The 22,169-nt window shown below is 61.1% G+C and carries 12 protein-coding genes; 10 read left to right on the top strand and 2 right to left on the bottom strand.

Translation table 11 applies throughout. The features are described from left to right. Positions 1 to 184 precede the first annotated feature (184 nt). The 5 genes from AD666_RS17990 (at position 185) to AD666_RS26825 (ending at position 6,307) form a co-directional block, all read left to right on the top strand. On the top strand, positions 185 to 772 hold the full coding sequence (locus tag AD666_RS17990; protein WP_053154832.1) for a YecA family protein: 588 nt from the start codon (positions 185 to 187) through the stop codon (positions 770 to 772). A 10-nt stretch (positions 773 to 782) separates the two neighbouring features. After that, the gene (locus tag AD666_RS17985; protein ID WP_053154829.1) at positions 783 to 1,178 is read left to right on the top strand and encodes a YbaN family protein; all 396 of its coding nucleotides are present in this window, start codon (positions 783 to 785) and stop codon (positions 1,176 to 1,178) included. A 459-nt stretch (positions 1,179 to 1,637) separates the two neighbouring features. Continuing rightward, positions 1,638 to 1,967: a DUF6124 family protein gene (locus AD666_RS17980; RefSeq protein ID WP_053154826.1), complete on the top strand. Its 330-nt coding sequence runs from the start codon at positions 1,638 to 1,640 to the stop codon at positions 1,965 to 1,967. A 128-nt stretch (positions 1,968 to 2,095) separates the two neighbouring features. Continuing rightward, entirely contained in the window at positions 2,096 to 3,694 is a 1,599-nt protein-coding gene (locus AD666_RS17975) for an Ig-like domain-containing protein (protein WP_156315959.1), read from the top strand. A gap of 303 nt (positions 3,695 to 3,997) precedes the next feature. Further along, a complete protein-coding gene (locus tag AD666_RS26825) occupies positions 3,998 to 6,307 on the top strand; it encodes a hypothetical protein (protein ID WP_053154820.1) in 2,310 nt (769 codons plus the stop codon). 93 nt (positions 6,308 to 6,400) lie between these two features. Here AD666_RS26825 and AD666_RS17965 read toward each other — a convergent pair whose 3' ends face one another. Then, entirely contained in the window at positions 6,401 to 13,516 is a 7,116-nt protein-coding gene (locus AD666_RS17965; protein ID WP_053154817.1) for a retention module-containing protein, read from the bottom strand. A gap of 50 nt (positions 13,517 to 13,566) precedes the next feature. On the opposite strand from AD666_RS17965, the gene AD666_RS26470 reads away from it, so the two are divergent. The 4 genes from AD666_RS26470 to AD666_RS17950 all read left to right on the top strand — a co-directional run bounded on the left by AD666_RS26470 (position 13,567) and on the right by AD666_RS17950 (position 18,939). Beyond that, the gene (locus AD666_RS26470) at positions 13,567 to 13,782 is read left to right on the top strand and encodes a hypothetical protein (RefSeq protein ID WP_156315958.1); all 216 of its coding nucleotides are present in this window, start codon (positions 13,567 to 13,569) and stop codon (positions 13,780 to 13,782) included. Between the two features lie 183 nt (positions 13,783 to 13,965). Then, entirely contained in the window at positions 13,966 to 15,324 is a 1,359-nt protein-coding gene (locus AD666_RS17960) for a TolC family outer membrane protein (protein ID WP_053154814.1), read from the top strand. 18 nt (positions 15,325 to 15,342) lie between these two features. Then, a complete protein-coding gene (locus AD666_RS17955; protein ID WP_053154811.1) occupies positions 15,343 to 17,502 on the top strand; it encodes a type I secretion system permease/ATPase in 2,160 nt (719 codons plus the stop codon). Positions 17,503 to 17,574: 72 nt separating this feature from the next. Beyond that, positions 17,575 to 18,939, top strand: a complete 1,365-nt coding sequence (locus AD666_RS17950; RefSeq protein WP_053154808.1) for an HlyD family type I secretion periplasmic adaptor subunit — start codon at positions 17,575 to 17,577, stop codon at positions 18,937 to 18,939. A 112-nt stretch (positions 18,940 to 19,051) separates the two neighbouring features. Here the strand turns inward: AD666_RS17950 and AD666_RS17945 are convergent, their stop codons facing one another. After that, positions 19,052 to 20,014 (bottom strand): IS110 family transposase, encoded by a 963-nt coding sequence (locus tag AD666_RS17945; RefSeq protein ID WP_053147561.1) that lies wholly within the window; start codon positions 20,012 to 20,014, stop codon positions 19,052 to 19,054. A gap of 334 nt (positions 20,015 to 20,348) precedes the next feature. Here AD666_RS17945 and AD666_RS17940 point away from each other — a divergent pair, with 334 nt between their 5' ends. Beyond that, positions 20,349 to 22,028, top strand: a complete 1,680-nt coding sequence (locus AD666_RS17940; RefSeq protein ID WP_053154805.1) for a methyl-accepting chemotaxis protein — start codon at positions 20,349 to 20,351, stop codon at positions 22,026 to 22,028. Positions 22,029 to 22,169: the final 141 nt, after the last annotated feature.

Below are 22,169 nucleotides of genomic sequence, written 5' to 3'. Positions count from 1 at the left end.
TCGTCCCAGAGGGCGATGCTGACAAGAGGTGATCGCGCCTTCTCACGCTCCCACATTGATCGGGGGCGCCGCTGTATTCGCGGCCACCTCGCGCCTTAAAGAGGCAAATCTGCCACGCGGCTGGCCTGGGCGCTCAAGAAGGCCTAGAATTCCCGCATTGTTTATTCCCCCAAGGTAGCCCGCAATGTCCTTCGCTGAGCAATTGACCCGCCTGCAAGTCTTCCTCGATGCCGATGAGCTGCACGACGAAGCGCTGGATTACGTGGCCGCTCATGGCTATCTGACCGCCCTCTCGATCTGTTCCGAGCAGGTGCCCGACCGGGAGTGGATCGACGCCCTGTTCGCCGAAGAGCCGCATTACACCGACGAAGCCCAGCGCACCGAGATCGAAGCGACGCTGGTGGGTCTCAAGGCCCATATCGCTCGTCAGCTGGCCTCGGACGAAGAATTCGAACTGCCGTGCGAACTCGACCTGGGCGACGACCCGGACGATTCTGAATTACGTGGCTGGTGCATCGGCTTCATGGAGGGTGTCTTCCTGCGCGAAGCCGCCTGGTTCGAAACCGCCGAAGAAGAAGTCAGCGAAATGCTCCTGCCGATCATGGTCGGTTCCGGCCTGTTCGATGAACAACCGGAGTTTTCCGACATCGCCGCCGACCCGAACCTGATGGACGACATGATCGTGCAGATCCCGGAAGCCCTCACCGCCCTCTACCTGCTGTGCAACGCACCGGACGAGAAACCGGCGATTCTCAAGCCTCGCCATCACTAAGATACGGCCTATGGACAACCCCATAGGCAACCGCCCCCTGATGTTGCGCTACGTCCTGCTGTCCATCGGCTGGCTGAGCGTGGCGTTAGGGGTGATCGGGATCTTCCTGCCGGTACTGCCCACCACCCCCTTCCTGCTGCTCGCCGCGGCCTGCTTCGCCCGCAGCTCGCCACGCTTCTACCGCTGGCTGGTGGAACATCCCCGGCTCGGCCCGTGGATCAGCGACTACCTCAGCGGCCATGGCATCCCACTCAAGGGCAAGGTCTACGCCATCGGTTTGATGTGGGCGAGCATCCTGTTGTCCTGCTACCTGGTGCCGCTGCCGTGGGCACGGGGGTTCATGTTGACCAGTGCGGTGTTGGTGACGGTTTATATCCTCAGGCAAAAGACGCTGCGCCGTCCCTGATTGCAGTCCAACCCTGCCTGTTGCTTCTAGCGCACCGAATCCCCTGTGGGAGCAAAGCTTGCTCGCGATGCGGGCGATCGGGTTTCTGAAAGCGGAACTGTCCCCAGCGATCCAATGTTTATTCTGCCGTAGGACACTGCTGGACTTGGCTACATCGCCTTGCGCCATTGCCTACAACTACGCCAGAATCCGCCGGCTTGTGCGCCTTGGGGGTGGGTTCTATCGTTTGCGGGTCGCTGACTGATCAGCGATCGGGTTTAGCGACCCGGATCACTCTAGGCACAATAAGCACTCCATGCTTCGTTGCAGTTCTGACTGCAATTACGTTATGGCGGCTGTATGTGGGAGACCTTCGGGTCTGCCGGGTGCCTACGACCGGTTCGCTAACCCGCATGCAGCCGCCACCCAGTTCTGTTTAGCGACAGGTTTGGGTGGTGCCATCCCCGTAGGAGATTCACCATGTTCAAACCAACCCCCAATCCGCCGGACACCGATCCAACCCCAACAGCCTTCGACAAAGCCGCCAAACGCGCCCTCGATTTTTATCTAGAGTCAAAGCCCGACACCGATCCGCCCCCCAATCAACTCTTTACCGTCGTAAACGGCATCGACACCGAACACCTGCTCGCCAACCTCAGCGAAACACTGGCCTCGGCCGACGCCATGATCAGCGACCTGGCCTTTGAACTGGACGGTTCGCGGCGGCACGTGGCGCTGGGCATCCAGCAGTTGATCGAGCTGAGCGGATTACTGGCGAACCGGGCGCTGGACACCGTCAACCCGCGCTAGTCGACACACCGACCGCTCGTCTTAAACCAGTCCTAACCTGTAAGTTCTGACAGTAGCCAGTCTCTTCAGCCTGGAGTGTGATGACCATGTCTCTAGAGGTCACGGTCATCACTTGCCAGGAGAACCCGATGGCTAACCACTCTTCTACCCTGGACGATCTGTTCGCGCTTTATCCCGTCATCATTCCGGGTTGGATTACGCCAGTGAAACCGGTCGACCTCGCCGATGGCGGTATCCCTAAAAGCCTTTACGACGATCAGCCTCAAGGGCTCCAATGCTTGATTGACCCGTTGCCGGAGATGCAGCGTTTAGCCTGGCCGCTGGCGGCTTGGGATCGAGTCGATCTGTATGTCAATGACAACCCCACTCCCGTCGCTGGCGATACCGTCCAGCCAGGGGAGGAAGGAAATCGCATGTCGTTGCATATCCCCCATGGACGCTTGATCCATGGCGTCAACAGGCTGTACTACCTGGTGACCCGTCCCAGTGACAATTCCTCACAGCCCTCCAGGGACTTATTCGTGTTGTATCACCTGCGCGCTCCGGGCGAACCCGCGCCGGAAGGCCTGGATCTGGTGATTCCCCCCGATGTGATCCGCGATGGGGTCAGTGCCGAACGGGCAGCGCAGGGCGTGGAGTTTGGTTTTACCTACTCCAACCCGCGAAGCTACGACCGCATCGATTTTCTGTTGGGAGATGTAACCGTCCCGTTCGAGGTGATCGACGCTTCGACCCCCGTGACAAAAACCCTTTTCACCGACACCTTTCAACAGGTGGGTGACAACGCCAATACCTTGATCCAATACCGGGTTACTGATCAATTGGGCAATTTCAACCAGTCATCCGCCAAGCGCCTGGATATCCACCTGAACCAACTTGCCCCACCGCAAATCACCTCGGTGAAAGATGCCCAAGGCGCTGACATTCCCGATGGCACAAGCACCGAGGCTACCGCCGTCACGCTCAGGGGCACCGGGGTGAGCGGTCAGCGAGTGGAGATTTTCGACGTCATCGACTCCAAAGGTATCGCCTACGTCGACGGCGGTATCTGGACCCACGCCGTCATCGGCTTGGCCATGGGTCACCACAGCTTCACCGCCAAAGGGAAATATGGAACCGAACCGGTGTCGCAACCCTGGACGTTTACTGTCGGAACCTCCGAGATCATTGATACAACCCCACATGTCTTTACCCAGATCATCTACACCACCAGCAACTTCGCGTCGAAAAATCGTTACTACGACTTGGAACGAAAGCCAACCGGAGGAATGCCCCCGTATACCTACCGGTCCAGCAAGCCAAGTGTCGCCACGGTCGATGCTGAAGAAGGAGGCGTTCTGGTCAAGGGCGCCGGCACTACCACAATCACCGTTCGTGACTCCGCAGGGAAAACCTCGAGCTACGACGTCACAGCCGGCAGGGTTCACGACGTTATCCTAAATAACGGGAACGCCTACATGGATGCATGGCAAGCCAATACCTGGGCTACGCCTTACGTTCAGGCCGGGGGCTTCAGGCCCGAATTTGGTTGGGGCAGCTCTCTGATTACGCGCTTCGAGATCGGAAGCGAGTGGCTATATCCGACCGTATTGATATGGGCTCCTCCCCCTATTCCCCCAAACGGCAGCTGGGGATTTACCTCGTTCCCGTCAGACATTGTGAGTTCTACTGACAACGCCACGCATTTTGCGGGAAGGGCTCTGATCTGTATGCGGGTCATCGGGTAAATGCACAAACCTGAATTTCGGCTCAGGCGCGGCGGGAACCCGTCCCCAGATCCCGGACCCCTTACCCCTGTACCTGCTGGTGACGGTGTATTTCCTCAGGCAGAAGCAACTGCGCAGGCCTTGCCTGCCGTTTGCGCAGTGAATCACCGTCTCCGGCATATTTTCGCGTTCAACCAACAGTCCCTACCATCCGTCCTAAACCTGTTCTCTACTGTCAATTCTGACAGTAGGCAATTGCCTCGGTGTGGCGTGTGATAAGCCCTACCCAAGAACCTCACGCCCGTCACCCGCTAGGAGAACCCGATGGCTAGCCACTCTTCTACCCTGGACGATCTGTTCGCGCTTTATCCCGTCATCATTCCGGGTTGGATTACGCCAGTGAAACCGGTCGACCTCGCCGATGGCGGTATCCCCAAAAGCCTTTACGACGATCAGCCACAAGGGCTCCAATGCCTGATTGACCCGTTAAATGAGATGCAGCGTCAATCCTGGACGCTGGCGGCTTGGGATCGAGTCGATCTGTATGTCAATGACAACCCCACTCCCGTCGCTGGCGATACCGTCCAGCCGGGGGAGGAAGGAAACCGCATGTCGTTGCATATCCCCCATGGACGCTTGATCCATGGCGTCAACAGGCTGTACTACCTCGTGACCCGCCCCAGTGACAATTCCTCACAGCCCTCCAGGGACTTATTCGTGTTGTATCACCTGCGCGCTCCGGGCGAACCCGCGCCGGAAGGCCTGGATCTGGTGATTCCCCCCGATGTGATCCGCGATGGGGTCAGCGCCGAGCGAGCGGCGCAGGGCGTGGAGTTTGGTTTTGCCTACTCCAACCCGCGAAACTACGACCGCATCGATTTTCTGTTGGGGGATGTAACCATTCCGTTCGAGGTGGCCGACGCTTCGACACCTGTGGTGAAGACCTTGTTTACCGATACCTTCCAACAGGTGGGTGACAACGCCAATACATTGATCCAATACCGGGTGACCGACCAATTGGGCAATACCAATCAGTCGCCCATCAAGCGTTTGGATATTCATCTTGGTCGGCCGTCAGATCTGCTTCCCCCTTCGGTGAAAGAGGCCGCTGGCGCGACCCTGAACCCGGTCAATGCCAAGGACACGCTGACCGTTCAGGTGCCGGCCAACGCCGCGCTGCTGCCCGACGACACATTGAAAGTCACCTGGACCGGCGCGTCGGGCACGCCAGCCGGAGGTTCACACACCTCGGGCGAATGGCCGGTCAGGGATGGCTTGGAGGTTCCGATTCCGAACAGTGTAGTGGCGTTCAGCATGGGTAAAGCGGTGACGGTCAGTTACACGGTGATCCAGAACGGCGTGGAGTCGCCGCCCTCGGAGGTATTGACGTTAAATGTGCAGGCGATGCCCGTGGCCAGCCTGACGATACCGTTGATTCCGGAGGCGGCGCAGGGGGGGCTTGGTAGTGAGTTGGATCTGAGTAAATTTATCGGGGATGCACGCGTTACCGTAGCGCCTTGGCCGTTGATTGCGGTGGGGCAGCGGGTTTGGCTGAGTTGTGAAGGCACCAGGACCGACGGTACAAAGCATACGATCATCTTGCAAACCGCGTCCGAAGTGACCGCTGATGAAGTCCAAGCGGGACTGCTCAAACCGGTTTCACGGGGCCAGCTACAACTTTTGCGGGACCGCTCTGACCTGACCATTGTGCTGCGGGTAACCTTCAACGCTTCCGCTGATGTCCTGGAGGCCACCGCCTTTCCGTTACGCACTTATTCGGTCAAGTCCGCAGTGCTGGATACACCGCTTATTACCTCGGTCAAGGATTTAAGCGGCACCCCAATCTCCGATAGCGGTTATACACTCGCGACGAGCGTAAGGCTGACCGGCGAAGCAACGCCCAATACGAAAGTCGAAATTTTTGACAGCAGTGGATATATAAGAACCGTAGAAGTTGATGCCAATGGCTTATGGCATGACACCCTCAGTGGACTCCAGATAGGGGGGCATAGCATCACCGCTCGGGCGACCTACCGTGATAATCCAGTGTCGCCTCCTTGGCGATTTACAGTAGTGGAACCTATGGCGATCGATACCAGCGACGCCATTCTCAGCACGAGAATGTATAGAACTGCCAAGTTTCCAGCGCGCCCGCCGGTAGGTGCATACGTGGAGCGGACACCGACAGGGGGGGTGCCTCCCTATATATACACCTCCAGCGATCCCAATATTGCTGAGCTTCTTACGTCAACACAACCACGGGTTGTGTCGAAATTCTCAGGGTCGGCCACCATCACCGTTCATGATCAATTCGGTGGGCACGTCAGCTACCCAGTCACCACCTCCGGCGTTTGGCTGCTCATGGGCATGGGTGATGTCTATAAATGGCACACGTACTGGTATTGCTGGAGCGCTGCGGTGAGCTTTGGAGGTGTCATCCCAGACCTTCAGACTTGGGGAGCCATTCGAACAATCCATGACGGTGACCCGGGTTTGAGCAACCTGCGTTCATGGACTTCAAACCCAGCTCCCGGTGATAGAAGAGAATATTCCATCAATCCTTTGACAGGGGCTACTGAGTCATTGCATCAGGATGACGACTATGCGACAGGATGGATGATCAAGGCGATATGACAGTCCCCGCCCCCCAGCGGCAATTCGGCGCCGTTGGCCTCGGCCGATGCATTTCCAGCGAGGGAAAGGCGGGGTCTGTCGTTTCAGTTCACCTCACACCGTATCCACCTTCAACGAATGATCATTCAGCATCCCATTGATGATCGTCGCCGTGTCCGCCCCGCCCGATATGATTCCGCCCGCCCCCGGTGTGACACCGTAGTGGCTGGCGAGGTCGACACCGGCCAGGTCGATGGTCTGGTTCGGGTTGGCGCCGGCGGTGGTGCTGACGTCGATGCTGGTGATGACCGAGGCACCGCTGCCCGTGACGGTGAAATGCAGGTAATCGTCCAGCGATGCGCTGCTGCCGCTCTCGCCCAATAGCAGTTGGGACAGGTCGAGCTTGTCCAAGCCCGGGGTGAAGTCGGTCACGACATCGTGGCCGCTGTTGCCCGCCTGCCACTGGAAGGTGTCAGCGCCGCTGCCGCCGGTGAGGGTGTTGTTACCCAGGCCGCCGATGAGGATGTCGTCGCCACCGCCACCATTGAGTACGTCATGGCCAAGCCCACCGTCGATGCGGTTGTTGCCGCCGTTACCGGTCAAGGTGTCGTTGAAGTTCGAACCCACCAGGTTCTCGATGCTGCCCAGGGTGTCGGTGCCGGAGCCCCAGGTGTTTTGTGCAGCCAGCAGGCTCAGGTTCACCGTGACGCCCGCCGTGGCATGGGCGTAGCTGGCAGTGTCGTTGCCCGTGCCGCCGTCGAGCAGGTCGTTGCCCGCGCCGCTGTAGAGCCAGTCATTGCCCGCGCCGCCATGCAGCGTGTTGTTGCCCGAGCCGGCGCTGAGGATGTCATTGCCGTCTCCCGCGTTCAGGACGTTGTCGCCGTTGCCGGCCAGCAGCACGTCGTCCCCGCTGGTGCCCGTCAGGGTGTGGCCCGCCTGGTAGCTGATGTCCACCGCCGCGCTGTCGCTGCCGCCATGGTTGTCGCTGGCGGTGTAGGTGCCGTGGTAATCCGGCGCGCTGTCTTGGGCGCCGGCGTAGTTGACGGTCAAGGTCAGTTGGTAGTTTTCCGAGGCATTGACGTTGCCATTGCCTGGGTTGGGGATGTTGGTCACGTGGATCTGGTAGTTGCCGTCCGCCGCTGCGGTGAACGAGGCACCGTCGTTGATGGCGATGAAAGGCCCGCCATTGAGGGAGTATTCCAGGGCGATGCGCCCTGCCGCCAGGTTGTGGTCCAGGGTAAGGGTTTCGCCCTGCTTGAGGCTGATGTTGAGCCGGTCTTCATCGTTGGCATTGTTGTTGGATACCGCCCCCAGCGCACCGCTGACCACCAGCACCGCCGTCATGGCGGCAGCATTGGCGACGAAGGTGCTACGGTCGAGATTGATCGACTGTACGTTGTGGCCGGTGAAGCTGACCGTGCCGGTAGTGCCGGTGAAGTCCGCGCCCCTGGCGATCCAGCCAGTATTGAAGCCGGTGGGCGAAGCAGTCAGCGGATCGCCGTTGGCATCGCTGTCATTGCCCAGCAGCAATTCACCCGGCACCACGATATTGCCCGACAGCACGTTGGTGATGATGTGGTCGTCCATCGCTACGGGCGCGCTGTTGGGCACGACCTTGATCACTAGCGTGGAGTTCGCCAGATCACCGTCGTTGTCACTGACGGTGTAGCCGATGTTCTCGGTGATGAGCGTGCTGGTGGTGGTTTGCGAGGTGTAGTTGTACTCGCCGGTGTCGAGGTTGACCACCAGAGTGCCGTCGTGATCGGTGGCGATGCTCAGGGTGTTGTCGACCGTGTTGAAGGTGCCATGGTTGGCTCCGCCGCTGGCAGTCAATGCGCCCTGTCCACCGTTGGCGGCCGGGTTATAAGAATAGGTCGTGCCATCCACCACCAGGCTTTTGACAAAGCCGCCGTCGGCGCCGAACGAACCGCCCTCGCCCAGCAGACTGCCGGTGACCGGCACGCCTTGCACAGTGCCGGAAAGCACCGAATTGAGCTGGTTCAGGTCGGTGACCACCACCGCGTTGGTGTCCGTGTGGGTACTGCCGTCGTAGGCCAGCGGATCGAGGTTGGCATTGCTCACGCCACTGCCCAAGCCGATGGCGTAATTCTTGATGCCGTTGGCGTCGAGAAACGCTTTCCATGCAGCCTCATCCGCCGTGCCGGTTTCCTGGCCCGAGGTGGGTTTGCCGTCGGAAAAGAAGTAGCCGACGTTCTGCGCCCCGGTCAGTTGCCCGGAGGTGACGAAGGCCGTCTTCGCCGCAGCCACTGCCGCGTCGTAGTTGGTGCCGCCTCCGGCCGACAGGTTGGTGAGCAATGTCTTGGCGGTCGCCACATCCACCCACACGGACGTCTGGTCGGTGGCGCTGCTGCTGAAGGTTACCAACTGGACCTTCACGTCCCCCATGTCATCGTATTTATCCAGCAAGGCGCTGATGGCCTGTTTCGCCAAATCGAGCCGCGACAGCCCCGGCACACCGGAAGGATCGGCCATGCTGCCGGACACATCGAGCACGATCAGCAGGTTCGAGTCGATCTCCACCGCCGTCACCGAACGCTCGGACGCAACGGTCGTGGGCACATCGTCGACAATATTGACCACCAGGCTGCCGGTCGCCTTGTTGCCGAGGGCGTCCGTGGCTTCATAGGTGAAGCTTTCGCTCAGGACATTCGGGCCGTCGTTGACGTGGGGCGTCGTGGTGGCGGGAGAGGTCAGCGTGTAGGTGTAGGAACCGTCCGGGTTGAGCAACAATTGGCCGTAGGCGCCGGTGGCGTTGCCCACCAGAGTGAACGTCACGGCGCCCGTGGCACCGGTGACCGAGCCCACCAGGGACCCCGTGGCCGTTTCACCCGTAGCACTCGGGTCGCTGCCGTTGACCGTGCCCGGCGCCAGGTCCTGGCCGTCCTGCTGCAGGTCGAGGGCTTTTTCGTAGACGGTGATGTCCTGATCGGTTTCAGCGACCAGGCAACTGTTGTGCACATCAATGGTGATCGTCGTGGTGCTCTCATCGCCATCGGCGTCGCGCACGGTATAGGTAAACACGTCCGTGGCGCCGGGTGCGCCAACGCTGTCCGGGTTGCTGTGGTAGACGGCGTTGCCGTTGGCGTCCAGGGTCAGGTAGCCGTAGGTGCCGTTGATCTGGGTGTTGAGCCCGCCAATGGCGGGGGTCGAGGTATCGTTGCCGACGCGTATACCGATGATCGTTCCGCCATCGGCGCCGAGTACGTCGTTGTACAGCACGTTGCCGCTGACGGTGCCGCCCTCCAACACCGAAGCGGTATCGCAGTGAGCCTGCGGCACGTCGTCGACGATGTTGATGACGATGGTACTGGTCACCGTGTTGCCCAGGGAATCCGTGGCCTGATACGTGAAGCTCTCAGTCATCACGTTCGGGCCATCGTTGGCGTGGGGCGTCGTGGTGGCGGGAGAGGTCAGCGTGTAGGTGTAGGAACCGTCCGGGTTGAGCAACAATTGGCCGTAGGCGCCGGTGGCGTTGCCCACCAGAGTGAACGTCACGGCGCCCGTGGCACCGGTGACCGAGCCCACCAGGGACCCCGTGGCCGTTTCACCCGTAGCACTCGGGTCGCTGCCGTTGACCGTGCCCGGCGCCAGGTCCTGGCCGTCCTGGTTCAGGTCGAGGGCTTTTTCGTCGACGCTGATGTCCTGGTCCGGCGTGGCGATGAGGCAGACGTCATGCACATTGATGGTTATGGTGGTGGTGCTTTCATCGCCATCAGCATCGCGCACGGTGTAGGTGAACACGTCGGTGGCGCCGGGTGCGCTGACGCTGTCCGGGTTGCTGTGATAGACCGCATTGCCATTGGCGTCCAGGGTCAGGTAGCCGTAGGTGCCGTTGATCTGGATGTTGAGCCCGCCGATGGCCGGCGTCGAGGTGTCGTCGCCGGCGCGTACACCGATCACCGCGCCGCTCGGGGCCGGCCCGTCGGCACCGCCCACGTCGTTGTCCAGCACGTTGCCGCTGACCGTCCCGCCCTCCTGCACCGAGGCAGAATCGGCATGAGCGGTGGGCACGTCATCGACGATGTTTACATCCAGGTTGCCGGTAGCGGTGGTGCCGTTGTCATCGGTGAGCACGACCGTGAACTGTTCGCTCAGGCTGTTGGCGCCGTTGGCGTTTGGATGGGACTCGTTGTCCAGCAAGGTGTAGCTGTAACTCACAACGCCAGTAATGGCGTTGAAACCGGTGATGGTCAGGGTGTTGCCCAACGCGGTGGTGATGGATTGCGGGAAGCCTGCCACCACGCCGCCGGTGACGACGTTGATACCGCCGACGCTGAGGGTTTGCACCCCATCCAGTGCGGTGACAGTGAACGTACCGCTCTGGGTCAGGGCCGGCGCATCGGGACTGGTGCCATCGGAGAGGTTGTTCTCCTGCACCACCAGCTCGCCGCCCTCTGTGTCGAGGCCGTCGAGGATCACCGGGTCGTCGTTGTTGTGGACTTGCAGCACCAAGTTGGCGGTGCTGGTGTCGCCGTCGGCATCGGTCAGGGTATAGGTGAAGGTTTCGGTGCCGCTGCCACCGCCGTGCAGGCCTTTGAAATCCGCATCGGCTGTATTGAGAGTGTAGGTGTAGGAACCGTCGGCGTTGAGGACCAGAGTGCCGTAGGTCCCGGTAAACGTGCCCGCCGTGACAGGGCCGGACGCCACGTGATCGGCGCCTTCGGTGTCGTTGGCCAACACGTTGCCGGTCAGGGTCAGGCTGCTTTCCGATGCGGTGCCGTTGCTGTCGTCCACGGCCTTGGGCACGTCATCGATGATGTTCACATCCAGGTTGCCAGTGGCAGTGGTGCCGTTGTCATCGGTGGCCACCACCGTGAACTGCTCGCTCAGGCTGTTGGTGCCGCTGGCATTCGGGTGGGCCTCGTTATCCAGCAGGGTGTAGCTGTAGCTGACCACGCCGGTGACGGCGTTGAAGCCGGTGATGGTCAGGGTATTGCCCAGCGCCGTGGTGATCGATTGAGGGAAACCGGCCGCCACGCCACCGCTGACCACGGTGATGCCACCGACGCTCAGGTTCTGCACACCGTCCAGCGCTGTCACGGTGAACGTGCCGCTCTGGGTCAGGGCCAGTGCATCCGGGCTGGTGCCATCGGCCAGGTGTTGTTCCCGGACGGTCAGCTCGCCGCCTTCAGTGTCCAGCCCCTGGATGATCACCGGATCGTCGTTGTTATGGACCTGCAGCACCAGATTGGCGGTGCTGGTGTCGCCATCGGCATCGGTCAGGGTGTAGGTGAAGGTTTCCGTGCCGCTGCCGCCGCCATGCAACGCGATGAACTGCGGATCGCTGGTGTTGAGGGTGTAGGTGTACGACCCGTCGGCATTGAGCACCAGCGTACCGTAGGTGCCGGTGAACGTGCCGGGGGTGATGGGGCCGGACGCCACGGTGTCGGCGCCTTGGCTGTCATTGGTCAGGACGCTGCCGCTCAGGGTCAGTTGGGTCTCCGAGGCGGTACCGGCGTTGCTGTCATCCACGGCCTGGGGCAGGTCATCGACGATGTTCACGTCCAGGCTGTCGGTGGCGGTGGTGCCGTTGTCGTCGGTAACCACCACGGCAAACTGCTCGCTCAGGCTGTTGGCACCGCTGGCATTCGGGTGGGCCTCGTTATCCAGCAGGGTGTAGCTGTAGCTGACCACGCCGGTGACAGCGTTGAAGCCGGTGATAGTCAGGGTATTGCCCAGCGCCGTGGTAATCGATTGAGGGAAACCGGCCGCCACGCCACCGCTGACCACGGTGATGCCACCGACGCTCAGGTTCTGCACACCGTCCAGCGCTGTCACGGTGAACGTGCCGCTCTGGGTCAGGGCCGGTGCATCCGGGCTGGTGCCATCGGCCAGGTGTTGTTCCCGGACGGTCAGCTCGCCGCCTTCAGTGTCCAGCCCCTGGATGATCACCGGATCGTCGTTGTTATGGACCTGCAGCACCAGGTTGGCGGTGCTGGTGTCGCCATCGGCATCGGTCAGGGTGTAGGTGAAGGTTTCCGTGCCGCTGCCGCCGCCGTGCAACGCGATGAACTGCGGATCGCTGGTGTTCAACGTATAGGTGTAAGTGCCATTGGGGTTAAGCACCAGGGTGCCGTAAGTGCCGGTGAACGTGCCGCCAATGATCGGCCCGCTGTCGGGGCCGGTGGGTATACGATCGGCCCCCTGATGGTCGTTGGGCAAGACGTTGCCGGTGAGGATGACCAACGATTCCGACGCTGTACTGGCGTGGCTGTCGTCGATCGCCTGGGGCACATCGTCGGTGATATTGACGTCCAGGGTGCCGTTCGCGCTGTCACCGTCGTTGTCCACGGCCACGACCGGGAACTGTTCAGTGAGGGTATTGGCGCCGGCACCGGCCGGATGGGTTTCGTTGTCCGTGAGGGTGTAGCTGTAGCTGACGACACCGGTGGCGGGGTTGTAGCCTGTGATGGTCAGGGTGTTGCCCAGTACCGTGGTGATCGATTGAGGAAAACCTGCCGGTACGCCGCCAGCGATGACGCTGATGCCCCCGATGCTCAGGCTGCTCAGCCCGTCGGGGGCGTTGATGGTGAAGGTACCGCTTTGCACCAGCGCCGCCGGGTTGCTGGCCGAACCGTCGGACAGACTGGCCTCGTCTGCCGTCAGCTCGCCGCCCTCCACGGTCAGCCCGTCGAGGGTCACCGGGTTATCAGGCGTCTCGGGGGTCACTGGCGGTACGGTTCCATCGTCACCGTCATCCGCATCCCCCGCCAGGCGCAGCAGAGGAAATTCGGGAATCCCGTTGAATCCCGCCGTAGGGAATCCGATGCTCGGGTCAACCGCCCCGCCCACCTCTTCCAGCAGCACAAAACTGTGTCCCCCCCCAAGGCCGCCCGGGGCATTGCCAGCACCGGGGCCGGCCGCCGTGGCTTCGCCGGTCTGGGTCGGGTCGGCACCGGCGGCGATGGCTTGTTGCAGCTTCTGCACATCGGTCAGTTGCGCATCACTCGGTGCCGCTGCCTCAGGCGTCTCGACGCGAGGCGCCTGCCGGGCCAGCAACTGCGAGGTCAGGGTCAGGTCGCTTTCACGTCCGAGGGTCAACTCCTGGCCATTGGCAAGCTGCACGGCCACGGCACCCTCGGCACCGGTCACCAGATGCTCACCGGCATACAGTCGATCTCCCTCCACCAGCGGGCGTCGCAGGCCCCCGGCCGCTTGCGCGAAAACCTGCCCGATTACCTTGCTGACGGTACCGATGAGCGCTGCCATGTGCATTCCTCCGTTGCCAACCGCGGTCGGCATGTCTGGGTGAAGAAGCGATGCCTGAAGAGCCCCCCGAAAATCTGGAAAATCTGCCAGGTTTCACAGGATCCGAAGGGCTAGCTCTTTGCCACAATGACAAAAAACCGTCGCAAAACATCACCCTTCATTTCGCTCTTTCGACCACTTCCCCACGTCGTTCAAAAATTTCCATGGAACTTTTGTTGACGCCTAAAAGCCGTCAGAACCCGCATTTTCAAAGGCTTTCGCTTTGAACAATGTGCCGCTTTTTTCCAAGCACATAAGTTTTTTTCGGAATAACTGCTATGAGAAATTCTTCTTAGGTTTCTCGCAGGATGTTCTTAGCTGTGTTGTTACAAGGTTGAAACGGTTTTGATCTTAAATACGTCAAGATTTTGGCGACACAGAAGCACAACAGACCTCAGGAGATGCACCCCATGCGCGTTTTATCCCCCCTCTGCAGCGCGGTTTTGCTGGCCATGGCCTGCTCTTCTCACGCCCAGGCCATGTCATTGACCGAAGCGATCCAGAGCACCATCGCGACCCATCCGGAACTGGCCCAACGAGTGGACAGCCGTCTGTCGGCCAATGAAGACGTCAAGGTCGCCAGGGGGGGCTTTTTCCCGTCGGTGGATTTGAATGCCGGCTACGGCCGGGGCTACAGCGATAACCCCAGTACTCGGGGACAAGGCGACCACCACACCAATGTCCTGACTTACACCCAGTCGGAGTTGCGCCTGCGGCAGATGCTCTTTGACGGTTTCAACACCACCAACGAAGTGGAACGCACCAAAGGCGTGGTCAACTCCCGCGCCTATTACGCCCAGGGCACTGCCCAGGACTTGGCCCTGCGCACCATCGAGGTCTATCTGGAAGTGCTCAAGCGCCGCGAACTGGTGACCCTGGCCAAGAACAACCTGCAAGCCCACCTGCGAGTCAACGACCAGATCGGCCTGCGCACCGAGCGCGGGGTGGGCAGCACCGCCGACTCCGACCAGTCCAATGCCCGCCGCGCCCTGGCGGAAAACAACTACGACACCGCCCAGGTAGACCTGGCCGACGCCGAGGCGAACTTCTACAGCGTGGTCGGACGCATGCCCGACGAGCTGGAAACGCCCCCCTCGACCCGAGGCGAGATCCCCGCAGACCTGCGCCAGGCCCAGCAAAGCATGGTAGAGAACAACCCGTACCTGAAATCGGCCCAGGCCGACATACAGTCCGCCCAGAGCCAGTATGAATCGGCCAAGTCGCCGTTCTACCCACGGTTCGACGCCGAAGCGGCGGTGGGTGCCAATAACAACATCGGTGGCGAAGAAGGCCATGACAACAACTGGCGGGTCGGTGTGGTGATGAACTACAACCTGTTCCGCGGCGGTAGCGACAAGGCGCGACTGGCCTCCAATTCCCACCAGATCAACCAGGCCATGGACATTCGCAACAACGCCCTGCGCCAGCTCAACGAAGACACGCGCCTGGCCTGGAACGCCATGAACAATGCCCGCAAACAGACCCCCACCGCCCGGGAATATGCCGACACCACCGCCCGTGTCCGGGCGGCGTACCAGGATCAGTTCGGCCTCGGCCAGCGGACCCTGCTCGACCTGCTCGACAGCGAAAACGAGCTGTACAACGCCAACCGTCGCTACACGGAAGTCCGCTACACCGAGGAATACTCGATGTACCGCGTGCTGGCGAACATGGGCGTGTTGCTGAGCAAGCAGCGGGTAGTACTGCCCGCTGACGCAGTTGCCCAGACCGAGGTCAAGAACGAAGCGCGGTTGCCTGAACTGAAGTAGTCCACGGGGAGCGATCCGATGACCAGCATGGCACCCGCAACGCCCAGCGCCGATCCGCGCGTGACTGTCGATGACCCATTGCTGGACGGTCTGTTGATCCTCTGCAAACTCCATGGCGCGACGGCCAGCCGCGCCAGCCTCAGCGCCGGGCTTCCAATGGCGCACCAACGGCTGAGCCCGGACCTGCTACCTCGCGCGGCGGCCCGGGTCGGTTTGCAGGCGCGGGTGCTGCGTCGCAAGCTGGCCGAAATTTCACCGCTCAACCTGCCGGTGATGCTGATTCTCGCCGGTGGCCGCTGTGCGGTGCTGCGGCGCTGGGGTGAGGATGGCCAAGCGTTGATTTTGCCCAGCGAAGCCGATGGCGGCGAACAATGGGTCAACGCAGAGGAACTGGCCCTCGACTACAGCGGCCAGGCCCTGTTCGCCCGACCACGCCATGAACTCGAAGACCTGCGAGCACCCTTGGTGCCACGGGTCGAGGCCTGGTTTCGGGATACCTTGAAACTGTCGCGCTGGCTGTACAGCGACGCGATCCTGGCGAGCCTGCTGATCAACCTGCTCGGGCTGATGGTCCCGCTGTTCGTCATGCAGACCTACGACCGCGTGGTGCCGAACCAGGCCACGTCCACCCTGTGGGTGCTGGCCGTGGGGCTGTTGATCGGCACGGGATTCGAGCTGGTGCTACGAGTGGTGCGCGCCCACCTGCTGGACACGGCCGGCAGGAAAACCGATGTGATTCTCTCCGCGACCCTGTTCGAGCGCATCACCGGGATGGCCATGAAAGCACGGCCAGTGACCATAGGCGGTTTCGCCCAGAGCATCCACGACTTCCAGGGGCTGCGGGAATTTCTCACGGCTGTCACCTTGACCAGCCTGATCGACCTACCCTTCGCCGTGCTGATGCTGCTGGTGATCGGCCTGCTGGGGGGCTGGCTGGTGGTGATTCCGGTGGTGGCTTTTCCGATCACCATTGTCTTCGCCATGATCATCCAGGCACGCCTGCGCGACACCGTGCAAAAAAGCCTGGCCCTGGGCGCCCAACGCCAGGCCCTGCTGATCGAAACCCTCGGCGGTCTGGAAACCCTCAAGGCCTGCAGCGCCGAAAGCGAGCGTCAGCATCAGTGGGAAAGCACCCACGGCGCCCTCACCCGCCTGGACAGCCATGCGCGCAACCTCTCGGCCCTGGCGACCAACGGTACGCTGTTCCTGCAACAACTGGCCGGCATGGCGACCATCGTTGCCGGCGTCTACAGCATCATCGCCGGCAACCTCAGCGTCGGTGCGCTGGTGGCAAGCTACATGCTGGGCAGCCGGGTTCTCGCGCCGCTGGGACAAATCGCCGGGCTGATCACGCGTTACCAGCAGGCCCAACTCACCATGCGCAGCACCGACGCCTTGATGGCCTTGCCCCAGGAGCGCGACGCCAAACAGCGGCCATTGGACCATCCTCAATTACAAGGTGCCCTGGACATCCAGGGCGTGACGTTCCACTACAACGGCCAGAACACCCCGGCCCTGGCGAACGTGAGCTTCAGCCTCAAGCCCGGCGAGCGGGTCGGGATCATCGGCCGCAGCGGCTCGGGCAAAAGCACCCTGGCACGGCTGGTGATGGGGTTCTATGCACCGGAGGAAGGTCAGTTACTGCTCGATGGCCTGGACCTGCGACAACTGGACGTCGCCGACCTTCGGCAACAGATCGGTTACGTTGCCCATGACCTGCCGCTGCTGGCCGGCAGCCTGCGGGACAACCTGACCCTCGGCGCTCGCTACATCAGCGACGCACGCATGCTGGAAGTGGCGGAACTGACCGGCGTCACCGAACTGGCCCGCCAACATCCCCAAGGCTTCGACCGCCCGGTGGGCGAACGTGGCCAGTTGCTGTCCGGTGGGCAGCGCCAGGCGGTACTGCTGGCCCGGGCGCTGCTGCTCGATCCACCGATTCTGCTGCTGGACGAACCCACCAGTGCCATGGACAACAGCAGCGAAGATGCCTTGCGGCAAAAACTCCAGAACCACGTCCAGGGCAAGACCGTGCTGCTGGTCACCCACCGCACCTCGATGTTGAGCCTGGTGGAGCGGCTGGTGGTGCTGGACAACGGTCGGGTCGTGGCGGATGGGCCCAAGGACGTGGTGATCGATGCGTTGCGCAAGGGGCGAGTGGGTTCCGGGGCGGTTTAACAGCTTCCATGCCTGCTCGCTCCCATCGGTCATGTGCCGAGCTTCAACTTCATTTAACCGACGAGTACCGCCATGTCTGCTCAAACATCCGATTCCGCCGCCCGAAGCTACTTCGGCAGCTTCAGCAAAAGCGCCGAAAGCGAGTTCATGTCGGAAACCACCGGGGCTGCGTTGCAGGATTCGCCCCGTCGGTCCCGCGTCACGGTGTGGCTGGCCGCCGGGCTGATTATCACCGGGCTGGTGTGGGCGAAGCTGGCGGTCTTGCAGGAAGTCACCACCGGTGAAGGCAAGGCGATTCCGTCGAGCAAGGTGCAGGTCATCCAGAACCTGGAGGGCGGCATCGTCACCGAGATTTTCGTGCGCGAAGGCCAGATGGTGAACAAGGGCGATACGCTGCTGCGCCTGGACGACACGCGCTATCTTTCCAACAAGGGTGAAAGCGAAGCCGACCGGTACGCCCTGATGGCCCAGGTCGAGCGCCTGTCGGCCGAGGCCGAGGGCCGGCCGTTCCAGGTATCCGCCGAAGTGACCGCCAAGGCACCGCAGGTGGCCGAAGACGAGCGCTCGCTGTATGAACAACGGCAGCGGCGCCTGGCCAGCGAACAACGCACCCTGACCGAACAACTGCGGCAGAAAACCCAGGAGCTGGCGGAGTTTCGCTCCAAGCAAGGCCAATTCAGTTCCGCCCTGGCCCTGCTGCAGGAAGAAATGAACATGTCCGCACCGCTGGTGAAAACCGGGGCGGTGTCGCCGGTGGAAATCCTGCGGCTCAAACGCAGCGCGGTAGAAGTCCGCGGCTCGCTCAACGCCACCACCCTGGCAATTCCCCGGGCCGAATCGGCGATCAACGAGATCAAGAGCAAGATCGACGAATCGGAACAGAGCTTCCGCTCGGACGCAGCCAAGGAGCTCAACGAGAAACGCACCGATCTGTCGAAAATCACCGCTTCGAGCATCGCCATCGACGACCGCGTGACCCGCACCACCGTCGTCTCGCCGGTGCACGGCGTGATCAAACAACTGAAGGTAAACACCATCGGCGGCGTGGTCCAGCCGGGCAGCGACATGGTGGAAATCGTGCCCCTGGAAGACAACCTGCTGATCGAAGCCAAGGTCCGCCCACAGGACGTGGCCTTCCTCCATCCGGGCCAGAAAGCCATGGTCAAGTTCAGCGCCTACGACTACACCATCTATGGCGGTCTGAGCGCCAGGCTCGAACTGATCGGTGCCGACACCATCACCGACGACAAGGGCAACAGCTTCTACCTGATCCAGGTGCGCACCGATAAGAACCACCTGGGCGGCGATGCCAAGCCGTTGCTGATCATCCCGGGGATGGTGGCGACGGTGGATATCATCACCGGGGAGAAAAGTGTGTTGGATTACTTGCTCAAGCCGGTGTTGAAGGCCAGGACCGAGGCGATGCGGGAGCGCTGATATCCTCAGGAGAATGTGTTGTTTGATACGCCGCCTTCGCGAGCAAGCCCGCTCCCACAGTGGATCTGCGACGGACACTCATTCGCCCACTGGAGATCTACTGTGGGAGATTCTATGTTGCAGGGCAACCCTGCAACATCGGCTTCGGCTGGTATTCGCTCTGATTTTTCATCAGAGCGAATGCAACTCGGCAGAGCTTACGGGCAAGCACCACCAATGCCTGAGTTTTTGAAAAGCCTCTTGCCAGGTATGACTCGTAGAAGGGTTTCCATCTAGGCGAGCGAGAGGCCGTCATCGCAGCGATGTGAGCTAAGCGCCTTATCTCTGGATCGCCTTTCTTGGTTAGATACCGGGGGCCATTCTTTTTGCCAGAGTCATCCACCCTCAGGTCCATTCCCAAAAACGCAATAAATGCATTGCTGTTCGCAAAATTGCCCCGCATGTAACTGGTGGCCAGTCCGGTTGCGACCAGCTCGCCTACGCCTTCGATGGCTTTACAACGGACGATGTTTTCTGCAATTCCTGAGTCTTTGCTGACCTTTCGTAGCAGTTTCTGAATAGCCTTGATCGCTTGCTCAAAGGCTGTTTGCTGAGTGGCCAGCGCTTCCTTCAGCAGAGGCTCGTCGATCCAGCTCAACATCAGAGCGGTATGATTTCTGACCAGCGTCGCACGTCTATGAAGCAAGCTCTTTAGCGTTGTGTAGGCCTTTGGAGGGGGACACCAGAGCCGCAGCTCGTGCTGTTCATTGGTCAAATACCGCGCTAACAAACGAGCATCACAAGGATCGTTCTTGGCTCGCTGCCCAATGCCGCGACGATAGTTACTTACCCGATAAGCATCCACGACATAAACCTGATGCCCCATCGCATGAGCCAAGTCGACGGTGTCCAGGTGATAAATGTTGGTAGCTTCAATGGCAATGGCGCTTTGGGCGGGCAACGTTTTAAGCCAGCGTTTTAGGGTTGTTCGATCATTCTTAACGGTATCTATCGTTTGCAGATCAGAGCGATATACAGCGATTTCGGCCTTAGCGACATCAATGCCAACAACCGTTTGCGAGGTAAGGATTGTCATAACAAATCCTCGGGGCTAGGGTTTAGGTGCTTGTCGGGGTCTACCTTTGCGCTGGCTTGCATCTATCGTCGATCTTGTCGATGAATTCCATATTGGCGCTTTGGGTAGAAGGGGCGGGACGAGAAGTCTCCCACGGTCCGTACTGGCTAGAGTCGGAATCGAGCTTTTAGTCCCGCCCACCCCTTCAAGTCTAAACATACAAGCGAGCCTGCTCGCGAAGGGGCCGCCCAGATCAACCCTTCCCTAAGCCCCTGCTCACCTTGTCCTACAGTTTTGCCGTGCGATGCCGTTAATACAGCTAACCACGCCAATAACACCTACAAGAGTGAACAGCATGCGCCTGAGCCTGAAGGCTAAAGTCCTGTCCCTGGCAATACTCCCGGTATTGCTGTCCGCTGCGATCATCAGCCTGACCACGGCATTCATCCTGAAGGAACAGGCCGCCAACGAGGTCCGGCAGACCCGTGAGCGCCTGCTCGCCGAGGCCAAGGCCACGCTGCAGAATTACGTGGCGGTGGGCCTGACCGCCATCAGGCCGCTGTACGATGCCGCCGCGCCCGGCGATAACGCTGCGCGAGCCCAGGCGATCAAACTGCTGTCGAACGTCAGCTACGGCAAGGACGGTTATTTCTTCGGCTACGACTCCGAAACCGTGCGCCTGTTCAAGGCCAACAGCCCCGATGGCGTGGGCAAGAGCTTCAAGGACAACCGCGACCCGAACGGTGTCTACGTCAACCGTGATCTGGTGAAGGTCGCCAAGGACGGGACCCATTACCTCGAATACAGCTCGCCACTGCCCAACAGCAAGGACCTGGTGCCCAAGCTCGGCTACACCGAATACCTGCCCAAATGGGACATGGCAGTGGGCAGCTCGGTCAACCTGGACGGCATCGAAGCCCAGGTTGCCCTGGTGGAAGCCAAGGTCCATGAGCGTGTGCAAGGGGTGATATTGAGCATTGTCGGCATCGCCGCCGTCGTGTTGCTGGTGATTGCGGTGGTGGGGCTGCTGCTGGCCAACACCATCCTGCGACCGCTGCACCTGATGAAAGACAACCTCGATGACATCGCAGCGGGTGAGGGCGACCTGACCCGGCGACTGGCCATAACCAGCCAGGACGAGCTCGGTCAACTGGCCGGTTCGTTCAACCGCTTTGTCGACAAGATTCACAGCCTGGTACGGCAGATCACTGACATGACGTCGCAATTGACCGGGTTGGTGACTCAGGTATCCGAACAGGCCCAGCGCTCCGAGCAGGCCATGGAACGGCAGCGCCACGAAACCGACCAGGTCGCCACGGCGATCAACCAGATGTCCTCGGCCGCACAGGAAGTGGCTCGCAGCGCCCAGGGCGCGGCTGTCGCGGCCCAGCAGACCGATGAAGAGGGTCAGTCCGCCAAGCGCGTCGTGGCCGGCAGCATCCAGCAGATTCATGCGCTGGTAGAGGATATCCGCAGCAGCGGCGTGTCCCTGGACAGTCTGCAACAGGACGTGGCCTCGATTGTCAGCGTACTGGGCGTGATTCGTTCGATTGCCGAGCAGACCAACCTGCTGGCCCTCAACGCCGCCATCGAAGCCGCACGGGCCGGGGAGGCCGGGCGCGGCTTTGCGGTGGTGGCCGATGAAGTCCGGGCCCTGGCCAGTCGGACCCAGCAGAGCACCCAGGAAATCCAGGGCATGATCGACCGCCTGCAATCGGGTACCCATGCCGCCGTGGAAGCGATGCGCCGCTCCAGTGAGGCCGGCGATGGGACGTCGGTGCGGGCCAACGAGGCGGGGGCGTCCCTGGACACCATGGCGCAACTTATTGGCACTATCAACTCCATGAACGCCCAGATCGCCAGCGCCGCCGAGGAGCAAACCGCCGTGGCCGAGGAAATCAACCGCAGCGTGCACCAGATCGCCGTGGCAGTGGACACCGTCGCCGACGAAACCCAACTCGGCGCCCAGACCTCCCGCAGCCTGAACGAGCTGGGCCAGCGCCTGGGCAAACTCGTGGGTCAGTTCCGGATCTGATCCCCAGGAGTTGCCGAAGGCTGCGGTCTTTCGCTCTCGATCCAGATGCAACGCCTGGGCAACCGGGCCCTATCGGGAGAGGAGGACCGCAGCCTTCGGCAGTTTCTGCGATCAAAAGGTCAATGCATGCTATTGTGGGAG

It is taken from the genome of Pseudomonas sp. Pf153, assembly GCF_001269775.1.
Lineage (GTDB): Bacteria > Pseudomonadota > Gammaproteobacteria > Pseudomonadales > Pseudomonadaceae > Aquipseudomonas > Aquipseudomonas uvaldensis.
The sequence above is the reverse complement of the archived record's forward strand: the minus strand, read 5'-3'. Positions and strand labels throughout refer to the sequence as shown.